At 70.8% G+C, this 12225-nt stretch carries 12 protein-coding genes; 4 read left to right on the top strand and 8 right to left on the bottom strand.

Translation table 11 applies throughout. The features are described from left to right. Nucleotides 1-74: 74 nt before the first annotated feature. Nucleotides 75-1331: an extracellular solute-binding protein gene (locus ACFWEP_RS23340; RefSeq protein WP_387372497.1), complete on the bottom strand. Its 1257-nt coding sequence runs from the start codon at nucleotides 1329-1331 to the stop codon at nucleotides 75-77. Between the two features lie 192 nt (nucleotides 1332-1523). Between ACFWEP_RS23340 and ACFWEP_RS23335 the strand changes: the two genes are divergently transcribed. The 3 genes from ACFWEP_RS23335 to ACFWEP_RS23325 all read left to right on the top strand — a co-directional run bounded on the left by ACFWEP_RS23335 (nucleotide 1524) and on the right by ACFWEP_RS23325 (nucleotide 4793). Then, nucleotides 1524-2357 (top strand): GntR family transcriptional regulator, encoded by an 834-nt coding sequence (locus ACFWEP_RS23335; protein ID WP_387372495.1) that lies wholly within the window; start codon nucleotides 1524-1526, stop codon nucleotides 2355-2357. A 134-nt stretch (nucleotides 2358-2491) separates the two neighbouring features. Next, entirely contained in the window at nucleotides 2492-3658 is a 1167-nt protein-coding gene (locus tag ACFWEP_RS23330) for a nitrous oxide reductase family maturation protein NosD (RefSeq protein ID WP_387372492.1), read from the top strand. A 34-nt stretch (nucleotides 3659-3692) separates the two neighbouring features. Then, on the top strand, nucleotides 3693-4793 hold the full coding sequence (locus ACFWEP_RS23325; protein ID WP_387372490.1) for a methyltransferase: 1101 nt from the start codon (nucleotides 3693-3695) through the stop codon (nucleotides 4791-4793). Between the two features lie 81 nt (nucleotides 4794-4874). Here the strand turns inward: ACFWEP_RS23325 and ACFWEP_RS23320 are convergent, their stop codons facing one another. From ACFWEP_RS23320 to ACFWEP_RS23290, 7 genes are all read right to left on the bottom strand, one after another. Then, nucleotides 4875-5195 carry a TcmI family type II polyketide cyclase gene (locus ACFWEP_RS23320; RefSeq protein ID WP_387372488.1) on the bottom strand — a complete coding sequence of 107 codons (321 nt, stop codon included), beginning with the start codon at nucleotides 5193-5195 and terminating at the stop codon, nucleotides 4875-4877. Nucleotides 5196-5272: 77 nt separating this feature from the next. Next, nucleotides 5273-5752 carry an SRPBCC family protein gene (locus ACFWEP_RS23315; RefSeq protein WP_328723157.1) on the bottom strand — a complete coding sequence of 160 codons (480 nt, stop codon included), beginning with the start codon at nucleotides 5750-5752 and terminating at the stop codon, nucleotides 5273-5275. A 1-nt stretch (nucleotide 5753) separates the two neighbouring features. Continuing rightward, nucleotides 5754-6011 carry an acyl carrier protein gene (locus ACFWEP_RS23310; RefSeq protein WP_387372485.1) on the bottom strand — a complete coding sequence of 86 codons (258 nt, stop codon included), beginning with the start codon at nucleotides 6009-6011 and terminating at the stop codon, nucleotides 5754-5756. A gap of 15 nt (nucleotides 6012-6026) precedes the next feature. Then, entirely contained in the window at nucleotides 6027-7286 is a 1260-nt protein-coding gene (locus ACFWEP_RS23305) for a ketosynthase chain-length factor (protein ID WP_387372483.1), read from the bottom strand. Further along, nucleotides 7283-8551, bottom strand: coding sequence for a beta-ketoacyl-[acyl-carrier-protein] synthase family protein (locus ACFWEP_RS23300; protein WP_387372481.1), 1269 nt, complete (start codon nucleotides 8549-8551; stop codon nucleotides 7283-7285). Before ACFWEP_RS23300 ends, ACFWEP_RS23305 begins: the two co-directional genes overlap by 4 nt. Beyond that, the gene (locus ACFWEP_RS23295; RefSeq protein WP_387372479.1) at nucleotides 8548-9000 is read right to left on the bottom strand and encodes a cupin domain-containing protein; all 453 of its coding nucleotides are present in this window, start codon (nucleotides 8998-9000) and stop codon (nucleotides 8548-8550) included. Before ACFWEP_RS23295 ends, ACFWEP_RS23300 begins: the two co-directional genes overlap by 4 nt. Nucleotides 9001-9071: 71 nt before the next feature. Further along, nucleotides 9072-10190: a SchA/CurD-like domain-containing protein gene (locus ACFWEP_RS23290; protein WP_387372477.1), complete on the bottom strand. Its 1119-nt coding sequence runs from the start codon at nucleotides 10188-10190 to the stop codon at nucleotides 9072-9074. 257 nt (nucleotides 10191-10447) lie between these two features. Here ACFWEP_RS23290 and ACFWEP_RS23285 point away from each other — a divergent pair, with 257 nt between their 5' ends. After that, nucleotides 10448-12202, top strand: coding sequence for an FAD-dependent oxidoreductase (locus ACFWEP_RS23285; RefSeq protein WP_387372475.1), 1755 nt, complete (start codon nucleotides 10448-10450; stop codon nucleotides 12200-12202). Nucleotides 12203-12225: the final 23 nt, after the last annotated feature.

The following is a 12225-nucleotide window of genomic DNA, read 5'->3' as shown; positions in this document are numbered from 1 at the left end:
CCGGTGCGGTCTCCGCCGCCCCGGCCAGGTCCGCGGTCCGCGTCATGCCCGCCCCCCTTCGTGCACTGTCCGGCTCACGGGTTGAGGGTCTTGTTGATGGCGTCGGACGCGGCCTTCGCCGCCTTCGCCGGGTCGGCCCCGGTGAGCACGGCCGTCATGTACTCCTTGATCGGGTTGGTCGCCTCGACGGCGGCCCACTCGGGGGAGTTGGGCGTGGCGCGCCCCTGCGCGGCGGCGGCAGCCATCGCCGCGTTGCCCTCGTCGTCCTTGAGCACTCCGGCCAGGGACGTCCGGTTGGGCACGTAGCTCATGGTGCGGGCGAGTTCGGTCTGCTCCTTCTCCCCGGCGAGCGCCGCGATCACCTCGTACGCGGCCTCCTGGTGGGCCGAGGCGACCGGGACGATGAGGTCGGAGCCGCCGGTGAAGGTCGCCCCCGGCTTCCCGGCCGTCTTGCCGGGAATCGGGAAGAAGCCGAGTTTGCCCGCGAGCGCCGGGTTCGCCTGCTCCACGATCTTCGCGCCGCCGGGCACGGCGATGATCTGGGCGACGTCGCCCTTGGCGAAGACGTCCGCCTGGGGAGGCTTGGCCTCGTCGGAGTCCTTGGGCCCCTTGCCCAGAGCCTGGAGCTTCTCGTAGAACTCCATACCCTTGAGCGCCTCGGGGCTTTCGAGTGCGCCCCGCCACGTGTCGCCGTCCTTCACCGCCAGCTCGCCGCCCTCCTCCCACACGAAGCCGGCCAGGGTGTACCAGTTCTGCCCGGGGAGGTAGATGCCCTGCGTGCCGCCCTTGTCGAGCTTCCCGGTGATCTCCAGCCACTCCTCGCGGGTCGTGGGCGGCGCGGTCACGCCGGCCTTCGCGAAGAGGTCCTTGTTGTAGATCACCACGCGGTTGGCCGCGTACCAGGGGATGCCGTACTGCTTCCCGTCGACCTTTCCCGGCTCGGCGAGGCCGGGCAGCCAGTCGGCCCCCTGCAAGTCCGACACCTTGTCGCTGAGATCGAGCACACCGCCGCTCTGCGCGTACTGCGCGACCTGGGTGTTCCCCACCTCCAGCACGTCGGGTGCGTCCTTGCTGGCGAGCGCGGCGGTGATCTTCTCGCCGATCCCGTCCCACTCCTGAATCTGGATGTCCAGGTCGGTTCCCTGGTGCTGGGCCTCGAAGTCCTTCTCGAACCGCTGGAGATAAGCGTCGGAGACGCTGTCCTTCATGATCCACACAGTGAGCGTGGCGGGTCCGTCCGACTGGTCGGACCCGGAGGAGGAGCTGTCGCACGCGGTGAGCGCACAGGTTGCCGCCAGGGCGACCGCGGCCGGGATGAAGCGGATCTTCACTGGATTCACCTCGAAAGAGAGTTGACCAATTGGTCAACTGGACAACGGCGTGGCTAGAAGGTGGCATAGACCAGTGTTGGCGTCAACCCTCGAAGTAATATGGGCAGTTGGGTGCGTTGTAGACTCCGTGGTGACTCATTCATCGCTTACCACCGGACCAGTTGTCGACGCAGAGGCGGAGAGGTCGGATCCATGCAGAGCAGCTCCTCAGGCTCAGGCGGCGTACTCAAGCGGGAGCGGGTCCGTGAGCACCTGCTCGGCCTGATCGAGGTGCGGCGGCCCGGGGACGCCATCCCCTCGGAGCGCACGCTCAGCGCGGAACTCGGTGTGTCCCGCCCTACGTTGCGGGCTGCGGTGGACGAACTCGTGGCCACCGGACAGCTCGTACGAGAACACGGGCGCGGCATGTTCGTGGCTCCGGCCAAGATCACCCAGGAACTCGTCTCGGACGACGCGGCCTTCGTGGTGCCCCGGGCGGCCGGTACCTGGTCCAGCAGACTCCTGCAGCTCGACACGATCCGTGCCGGAGCGCGCATCGGCCGCAAGCTGCGGGTGTCACCCGCGGCCGAGGTGGTCTACATAGCCCGCCTCCGGCTGGTCGACGGCTCACCGATGGCGATCGAGCACCTGCACATCCCGGCGGAGCTCGTCCCCTCCCTCACCCCGCAGGAGCTGGAGGCGGGGGACCTCTACGACCATCTGCGCGAGCACCACCACGTCCACGTCGACCAGGCGGTCCAGTCCATCGAGCCGACCGTCATCAACGAGGCCGAGGCCGCGGTCCTCGACATGCCGGTACTCTCGCCCGCCCTGCTGATCGAGCGCCTCACCACCGACACGGCGGGCCGGCCCGTCGAGTACGTGCACTCCCTCTACCGGGGCGACCGCTACCGGATCGTCTCCCGGCTGGCACTGGGGACCTCCGCCCCGCGTCCCGGGTCCGGGAGCCACCATCCGGGAATCCCGCCGGGGGACTTCGCGCACGGAGACATCATCACCTCGTCCACGACGGGAGACGCCCACTGAGTCCGTCGGGTGTTCCGGCGCGGCAGGGGCGGGCGGGGTGGCGGGGCGCACCTGTAAGCCATTCAGGGGCGCGCGTTGTATCCACTCGCTCACCCTGCGTGGCGTCGGCGGTTGATCGCCCATAGCTTCGGCTCATGAGAACAAAACACATGAAATGCCTGGCGGGCGTCACTGCCGTCACGGCCACCGTCCTGGGGCTCTCGGCCGTTCCCACGGCAGCGTCCGGACACCACGAACACGTGGTGCACTCAGGAGAATCGATCCAGGAAGCGGTCGACGCCGCCCACCCCGGCGACACCGTCGTCGTCCTGCCCGGCACCTACCGCGAGAGTGTGCTGATCACCACGCCGGGCCTGACGCTGCGCGGAACGGGCGAGCGTACGGTACTCGCACCCCAGGCGGCCGAGACGCCCGCCGGCACATCCGCCGAGGCGCCCGCCGGGACCGCGCCCGCCAAGACCACCCAGGGAGCTCCCGCAGCCGCCAAGGGGCCGAGGGCGGTCAACGCCTGCGCGGCGGGCGGCAACGGCATCTGCGTCGTGGGTACCGAGAAGAACCCCGTCGACGGTGTCCGGATCCGTGCGCTCACCGTCACCGGCTTCACCAAGAACGGCGTCTGGGCGTCCCGGACCGACGGGCTGTCCGTCCGCAGGGTGACCGCCCGGTCCAACGGGACCTGGGGCATCGCCCAGGAGCACTCGACCCGCGCCGACATCCGGCACAACACCGCCACCGGCAACGGCGACGCGGGAATCTTCGTCGCGAACGCGGTCAACGAGGAGGGCGGAGCCACGGACACCGGCGGGACGGCCATCGCGGACAACGCGGTGAGCGGCAACCGCATCGGCGTCACCGTACGCCGGGTCAGGAACCTCCTGGTCGACGACAACACCATCACCGGCAACTGCAGCGGGATCTTCGTCGTGGGCGACGAGTCCAAGCCCGCGGCCGGTGCGATGACGATCAGCGGCAACCGCATCGTGAAGAACAACAAGCTCTGCGCGGCGACCCCGCGCCTCTCCGCGATCCAGGGGTCCGGCATCGTCCTCACCGGCAGCGAGAGCACGGTGGTGCGGTCCAACGTCATCCAGGACAACGCGGGCGCCACCGACTTCTCCGGCGGCATCGTGCTCCTCAAGAGCTTCGTGGGCGCCCTCAACACCGACAACACCGTCCAGGACAACCTCGTGAGCGGCAACAGCCCGGCCGACCTCGCCGACCGCGACACCTCGGGCACCGGCAACACCTTCGTCGGCAACACCTGCGCCACCTCCGTACCGGCCGGGATGTGCGCCGAATGACCAACCACCCCCGCGCCAGGAGGAACGAGACGGCATGACAACCGTGAGCCCCACCCCCGAGACCAGCCCCGAGAAGGCATCGCTCACCTCCACCCTCGCCGCCCCCCACGTCCACACCGGCGCCCCGACCCCGCCGCCGTCCATGCGACTGCGGGAACTCGCCTTCGGAGCGGCCTGCGCCGCGGCCGTCCGCGCGGCGGCCCGGCTGGGCGTCGCGGACGCCCTCGGTGAGGCCCCGGCTTCCGCGGCCGAGCTCGCCCTCGTGGTGGACGCCGAGCCCGTACCGCTGCGGCGCCTGCTGCGGGCGCTGACCTGCTACGGCGTCTTCGCCGAGACGGAGGACGGCAAGTTCGTCCACACCGACACGTCCCGGCTGCTGCGCGAGGACGACCCCCAGAGCCTGCGCTACATCTCCCTGTGGTGCACCGAGCCCTGGACCTGGGACGTCTGGCCGCGTCTGGAGGACGCGGTTCGCTCCGGCACGAGCGTCTTCCCCGAGACCTTCGGCAAAGGCTTCTTCGACTACCTCCACCAGGACGCCGGCGAGTCCGCCCACGTGTTCAACCGGGCGATGACCACCTCCAGCGTGCAGTCCGCACGTGACGTCGCCGAGCTTCTCGACCTGACCGGCATCTCCTCCGTCGCCGACATCGGCGGCGGCCAGGGACACGTGCTCGCCAGCCTGCTGGAGAAGCACCCCTCGGTCCGGGGAACCCTCATGGACCTGCCGGGCGTCGTGGCCCGGGCGGACGCGCGGCTGCGGGACGGCGGCCCGCTCGCCGACCGGGTGCGGATCGTGGCCGGCGACTGCCGCGAGGACATCCCGTTCGAGGTCGATCTCTACATCATCAAGAACATCCTCGAATGGGACGACGAGAGCACCCGCAGGGCCCTCGGACACGTGGTCGCCGCGGCCCGCCCCGGCGCCCGCGTGGTGATCATCGAGAACCTCGTCGACGACACGCCGTCGATGCGGTTCACCACCGCCATGGACCTGCTGCTCCTGCTCAACGTCGGGGGAGCGAAGCACACCAGGGAGAGCTTGCTCGCGCGCATGTCCGAGGCGGGTCTCCAGGTGGGCGAGATCCACCCGGTCAACGCCTACCTCCACGCCTTCGAGTGCACCGTGACGTAAAGCGGCCGCGCGACCGAAACGCCCCGGGTCCGGCACCGAAGTGCCGGACCCGGGGCGTCTCGCTGTGCGCGGGAGCGAGTCCTACCGCTGCCACGTGTAGAACGGCTGGGCCATCGCGTCCTTGGGACCGCGCCAGGTCTGCGGGTCGTAGGGGCTCACGAAGGCGGTGAGCCGGTCGCTGATGGCCTTGAACTCCGGGTGCTCCGTCACCTTCGCGATCTCCGGGCCCGGGGGGCGGTCGGACTCGATCAGGTGCAGGTACACGTCGCCGAACTGGAACAGCGTGCGCCGGTGCACGCCGACGAGGTGGGGGAGGTCCGTGTTGTCGGAGGTCTCGAACAGCTTCGCGATGTCCGGAGCCGAACCCGGAGCCATCCGGGCGACGATCAGAGCGTGGTGCATCTGGCTGCCTTTCGGGGCATCAGGGGTTGCCGGTGGCGGACCGGGGCTGTCCGGTCCGCCGGAGGACCGGACAGCCTCTAGTTGGCGGGTACGGCCGCGGAGCGGCGCTCACGGTCGCGCTGCTCGATCTTGTCGCGGATGAGCTCCATCTGGACGCGGGAGTTGCGGTTGATGTTGTCCGTCATCCACGCGTCGTCGACCGGGGCGTCCGGGCGCATCGCGAAGTCCTGCCGCCAGAGCATCCGCGTGCCGCCCCGGACCTCCGTGTACTCCCACCGGATGTCCATGTGCTGGAACGGCCCGGGCTCGACCCGGCGGGCCTGGACGTTGCGCCCCGGGCGGTCGGTGGTGCGCTCCGAGACCCAGCTCCAGACCTTGCCGTTGTCGTCCGGGTGCATGGTGAGGCGGAAGGTCGTCTTCTGCCCCTCCCGCTTCAACACCTCGACGGCCGCGTACTCGCTGAACAGCTGCGGCCAGTTCTCCAGGTCGTTCGTCGTCTCCCAGACGAGATCCAGCGGAGCGGCGATGATGATCTCGTTCTCGGTGTGTCCGGACACGTCAGGCTCCTGTCACGAGGGTGTTGTTGACGAGGTCGAGGAACTCGGCGGGCGACTTGCACTGGTCGGCGTCGGCCGGCAGCGCGTGGCCGTAGCGGTTCTCCAGCACGGCCACGATGCCCAGCAGGCCGAGCGAGTCCAGGCCGTAGTCCTCGAAGGCCGATGTGGGACGGCTCGCCATCTCGGAGGCGTCGGCGTCGAGGCCGGCGCCGCTCTTCATCAGGGCGGCCAGTTCTTCGTACGTCAGCTGATCGGGCATGGGGACCACTCCTTCTCACAGCGGGGTGTCGGTGGGGCGGCGCAGCACGAGGGCCGAGTTCGACCCCATCAGGCCGCGGCTCAGTACCAGCGCCGTGCGCAGTTCGGCGGGGCGCGCACGCCCGGTGACCACGTCCAGGTCGTGGCACACGTCGAAGACGTTGGGCGTCGGCGGGATCAGACCGTGTTCCATGGCGAGTACGGCGGCTGCCGTGTCCAGCACCGGCGCGCCGCAGTAGGCGCGACCGGTCCCGGTCTTGGGTGCCGTCACCGGCACCCGTCGTCCGTGCGCGCCGAGCGCGTCGGCGATCGCCAGCGCCTCCGCCCGGTCCGCCGAAGGCACACCGAGCGCGTCCGCGAAGACCACGTCGATCTCCTCCGGTGCGCAACCGGCCTCCCGCAGTGCCCCGTCGATCGCACGGGCCAGGCCCGCGCGCGACTCCTCCCAGCGGGACGCGCCGGTGAAGGTGGCCGCGTGGCCGGCGAGTTCGGCCCGCACCCGGGCGCCGCGGTCGCGGGCCGCCGCCTCCTCCTCGACCACCAGCATGCCGCCGCCCTCGGCGGGTACGAATCCACAGGCGTCCGCGGTGAACGGCCGGTAGGCGCGGGTGGGCTCGTCGCTGAGGCTGAGGTCTGTGTAACCGAGCTGGCAGACCACCGAGTACGGCGCCAGCGGCGCCTCGGCGGCGCCGACCACCACGGCGTCGGTGCCCCGCCGGATGGAACGCGCCGCGTGCATCAGCGCGTCGAGACCACCGGCCTCGTCGCTCGCCACGACGGCACACGGCCCCTTGAAGCCGCCCCGGATCGAGATCTGACCGGTGCTGGCCGCGTAGAACCAGGCGATGGACTGGTACGGACCGACGAAACGAGAGCCCTCGCCCCACAGCCGCTGGAGTTCGCGCTGGCCGAACTCGCCGCCTCCCGAACCGGCGGCGGTGACCACTCCCACCTTGAACGGCGCGTCCTCGTAGTCGGCGCGGCCGAGCCGCGCGTCGCTGAGGGCGAGATCGGCGGCGGCCATGGCATAGTGCGTGAAGCGGTCGGTCTGGACGAGGAAGCGCTCTTCGATGAAGGCGACCGGGTCGAAGTCCCTGACCTCGCCCGCGACCTTGAGCGGGAGGTTCTCACACCCCTCGCGGGAGACCAGGTCGAGGACGCTGACACCCTCCTGGGTCTGCTTCCAGAAGGCGCCGGCGCCGGTCCCGTTGGGGGCGACGACACCGATCCCGGTGATGACGGAGGTGCGGTGCGCGGAGGCTGCCGGGGCGCTCATGAGGTCCTCCCGCCCGAACGCGTCAGGGCTACGGCGGACTGGAATCCCCCGAATCCGCTGCCGACCGAGAGCACACTGCGCAGCTTGAGCGGCCGTGCGGTGCGCGGGACGTAGTCGAGATCGCACTCGGGGTCCGCGGTCTCGTAGTTGGCCGTCGGCGGTACCGTCTGGTGCTTGAGGGCCAGCACGCACGCCGCGATCTCGATGGCCCCGATGGCGCCGAGCGAGTGGCCGACCATGGACTTGATCGAGCTCATCGGCACCTTGTACGCGTGCGAGCCCAGAGCCCGCTTGACCGCGGCCGTCTCGTGCCGGTCGTTCTGCTTGGTGCCCGAACCGTGCGCGTTGACGTAGTCGACCTGCGATCCGTCGAGGCGGGCGTGCGCGAGGGCGGTGTTGATGGCCTCGGCCATCTCCAGCCCCTCCGGTGTCAGCCCGGTCATGTGGTACGCGTTGCCGAAGGTGGCGTACCCCGAGATCTCGCAGTAGACGGTCGCCCCGCGGGCCCGTGCGTGCTCCAGCTCCTCCAGGACGAGGACGGCACCGCCCTCGCCCATCACGAACCCGTCCCGGCGCGCGTCGAACGGCCGGGAGGCGTGCTCCGGGTCGTCGTTGTTCGCCGAGGTCGCCTTGATGGCGTCGAAGCAGGCCACCGTGATCGGGGTGATCGGGGTGTCGGACGCCCCCGCGATGCAGACGTCCACGCGGCCCTCCTCCACGGAGTGGAAGGCGTACCCGATCGCGTCGAGACCGGAGGTGCAGCCGGTGGAGACGGTCTGTACGGGACCGTGCGCACCGACTTCCTCCGCGACCGCGGAGGCCAGGGTGCTCGGCGCGAACGCCCGCTCCAGGTGGGCACCGGCCGCCCGGTGGTCGACGTCCCAGCGCGCCCCGCTCTCGCTGACCGCGACGTAGTCGTGCTCCAGACGCGTGGTGCCGCCGACCGCCGTGCCGAGGGACACCCCGATGCGCCAGGGGTCCTCCTTCTCCAGGTCGAGCCCGGCGTCGCCCAACGCCTCCCTGGCCGCCACCAACGCGAACTGGACGTACCGGTCGGAGCGGGCGATCAGTTCCGCGTCCAGGCCGTGGGCGACGGGGTCGAAGTCGCACTCGGCGGCGATCCGCGAGCGGAACTGCGACGGGTCGAACAGGGTGATCCCGCGGGTCGCCGTACGGCCGTTGGCGAGCAGGTCCCAGAACGCGGGGGCGCCGATGCCACCGGGGGCGACGACGCCGACCCCGGTGACGGCCACGCGCCGGGTCATGAGGACGCCGCCGTTCGTTCTGGCGGCGCTCCGCGCTCGGCAGTCCGGCTCGCCTCCGTGGCCTCGGTGACCTCCGTGTCGACGTGGCCGAGTTCGGGTCGCGGGGCGAGCGGGCCCAGGTGGAAGACCATGCGCGCCTCCACGTCCCCCACGTTGCGGAAGCGGTGGCGGACGTGCGGCGGGATCAGCAGACCCTGGTCGGGCCGCATGGGGTACGTCTCGCCGTCCAGGTCCACTTCGAGCTGTCCGGCCACGACGTAGACGAACTCCTCGGAGTAGGGGTGGTAGTGCTCGCCGATCCGGTCACCGGGATCGACGAGGGCCAGCCCCATGAAGCCGCTGGTGGCTCCGACCGCCGTCGGGGTGAGCATGGCGCGCAGGTCGCCGCCGCGCCTGCGGTTGGGCTGGGTCTCGCTGAGATCCACGATGCGATGCCGGTGGATGGTCATGGCTGTTCTTCTCCAGGCACGTTGTGAGGTGTGACGGCAGGGCGGGGCCGGCCCCCGTTGCCGGTGACGCGTCAGGACTTGGCGGACCGACGGTCGGTGATCAGGCTCATCTCGGCGTCGGCGAGGAAGCGCGCGGCCTCCGCGTCGTCTCTCGGCATGCCCTGCGAACCGCCGTCGAGGAGGCGTTCGAGCATCGCCGCCTTGCGATCACCGCCGATGCCCAGGGCCTGCGTGGGCTGCGCGTCGAGCGGGCCGCTCACTTCGAGGAGCCGCACCACGACGTCGTCGCGCTGGAAGATCGTGCTGCTCTCGACGGGGCTCGCGACGTCGTCCGCGGCCTCTTCGTCCTGGCCGGCGAACAGCCGGGCCAGCGCCATGCCGCAGCCTTCCTTGGCCTGGTAGAACAGCGCGTGCCGCTGGACGTCCGCGGCGTCGTGGCGGCCGGCCGTCACATGGTGGACGGCCGGGAGCGCCGCCCGGGTGAAGAACAGCCGGGCGGAGTTGGAGTCGCTCAGGTCCCGGTCCTGCTCCAGGTACGGGTTGATCGCCTCCTCCACGGCCCTGACCTCCGGCTGGCGGGAGACGTGCCGCAGGGCCGCCATCAGGTCGCCCTCGATCTCGACCGCCCGCACGACACGGTTCCCGCGCATGAAGAGCGAGGTGCGCAGCAGCCGGGTGTTCTCGTTGACCTGGGCCTGCGGGGAGTCGTAGTCGGCGAGGATCTTCGCGACGATCTCCTCCGTGCCCGGCTTCACCGTGAAGGTCAGCGCGTGACGTACGACGCCGTTGCCCAGACGCGGTGCGGACTGGAGCCGGCCCTTGGCGGGCTCCGGAGTGCTCTCGAACGCGGCCCCGGTCTCCCGCAGCACGCTGAAGCGCAGTGAGCGGGTGTCCCGTACGCAGCTGTGCAGCGGCTGCACCGTCGCCACGTGCTCCTCGCTGTTCACCCAGGTGAGGAAGGGCGGCGCGCTCTCCCACTCGCTGGTGATGAGCCACTGCGAGGGGTTCTCGATGGACTGGCACAGCTGGTCGCTGATGTGTCCGGGAATCGAGGCGACCTGGTTGCGCATGTGCTCGTACGCCTCCAGGAACTGGTTCTGGGCGCCGTCGTGCAGGTCAAGGAGCAGTATGACCCGGAGCCTCGAACCGTCGAAGGCGGACTGGGATACCCGTTCCGAGAGGATTGTCATCGCTTTTCGTTCTCCTGTCCCGTCCTGCCCGTCGTGGGCCGGTGTCGGTGGAAGTCGTGCAGGTTCCTGCCTGCCGGTGGGTGACGTCCCGCCCCGTGCGACGCGCGCACCGCTCCCGCGACCGATCGTGGAACGCTGGTACGGGCGGCGCCAGATTTATGAACCGTTCAGGTGAGGCGTCGGCACAAGCCCCGCCGACCGCCTCCCGGCAGGGCATGGACACTGCGTCCCCCATGCCTTTGAGCTGGAGCAATCGAATGAACGAAAGCGTCGACCACCGCGTGCCTGTCCTCATCGTGGGCGGCTCCCTGGTGGGGTTGTCCACCTCTCTCTTCCTGAGCCGGCTCGGCGTCGACCACCTCGTGGTGGAGAAACACCGCAGCACCTCGACCCACCCCCGGGGCCGGGGCAACAACGTCCGCACGATGGAGGTGTTCCGCAGTGCCGGCGCGGAGCGGCTCATCAGGGACGCGGCATCCGTGCTCGCCGACAACCACGGCATCCTCCAGGCCGGTTCGCTCACCGGCGACGACCAGGAGTGGCTCTTCAAGGAGATCGACCCGGGCAATGGACTCGCCCGGTTCAGCCCGAGCGGCTGGTGCCTGTGCAGCCAGAACGACCTGGAGCCCGTCCTGGTCGACCACGCCCGGGACCAGGGCAGCGACGTGCGGTTCTCCACCGAACTGCTCACCTTCGAGCAGGACCGGGACGGAGTCACCGCCGTCGTCAAGGACCGGGAGACCGGGGAGCACACCACGGTGCGCGCCGACTACCTGGTCGCGGCCGACGGCCCCCGCAGCCCCATCCGCGAGCAGCTGGGCATCGGCCAGACCGGCCCCGGAGACCTCTTCCACAACGTCAGCATCACCTTCCGCTCCCGCCGCCTCGCCTCCGTGGTCGGCGACCGGCGCTTCATCGTGTGCTACCTGACCAACCCGGCGGCGGACGGGGCGTTGCTGCCGGTCGACAACGAGGAACGGTGGGTCTTCCACGCGCCCTGGCAGCCCGACCGTGGCGAGACGCTGGAGGACTTCACCGACGAGCGGTGCGCCGAGCACATCCGTCTGGCGGTGGGCGATCCGGAACTCGACGTCGAGATCACCGGCAAGGCCCCCTGGCACGCGGCGGAGCGGGTCGCCGAAAGGTACGCCTGCGGCCGGGTCTTCCTGGCCGGCGACTCCGCCCACGAGATGTCCCCCACCGGGGCGTTCGGCTCGAACACCGGCATCCAGGACGCGCACAACCTGGCGTGGAAGCTCGCGGCCGTCACCGGCGGGACGGCGGGGCCGGGGCTGCTGGACACGTACGAGGCGGAGCGGCTCCCGGTGGCGAAGGCCACGAGCGCGCGCGCTTCGGCCCGGTCGAGCGAGCACAGCCACCCGGGATACGCCGGGCCGCCCGGAGGACAGGGCGGCCCCGGTGCACAGGGCCGGCCCGGCGGACAGGGCGGCCCCGGTGCACAGGGTCGGCCCGGCGGACAGGGCGGACAGGGCGGTCCCGGCGGTCCGGGTGCTTCCGGTGGGCCCGGCGGCGGCCGGCAGGGGGGCATGCTCTCCGTCGCTCTCGGCTACCGCTATGTGCGGGGAGCGGTCCTGGGCGTCGACCCGGAGCTCCCCGTCGTCCCCGAGGGCATCGGCCTGACGGGCGAGCCCGGCACCCGCGCCCCGCACATGTGGCTCGACCGCGACGGCGAGCGGATCTCCACGCTGGACCTCTACGAGCAGGCGTTCGTCCTGCTCTGCGACGCGAACAGCTCGGAGTGGCGCGGTGCGGCCGGCCAGGTGGCGAAGCGACTGGCGATCCGTCTGGACGCCTTCACGGTCGGGGCCGGCCCCGACGCGGATCTGCGGTCCGAAGACGGCGCCGACTGGGCCGCCGTCCACGGCACCTCCGCCCAGGGCGCCGTGCTGGTGCGCCCCGACGGATTCGTCGCCTGGCGCGCACAGGACGCGGAGCTCGACCCGGAGGTGGCGCTCCACAAGGCCGTGACGGCCCTTCTCCACCGGAACTGATCCGGAGACACCGGTCCCCGGCG

Origin of the sequence: Streptomyces sp. NPDC060198 (assembly GCF_042728415.1) — a bacterium.
Taxonomy (GTDB): domain Bacteria; phylum Actinomycetota; class Actinomycetes; order Streptomycetales; family Streptomycetaceae; genus Streptomyces.
The sequence above is the reverse complement of the archived record's forward strand: the minus strand, read 5'-3'. Positions and strand labels throughout refer to the sequence as shown.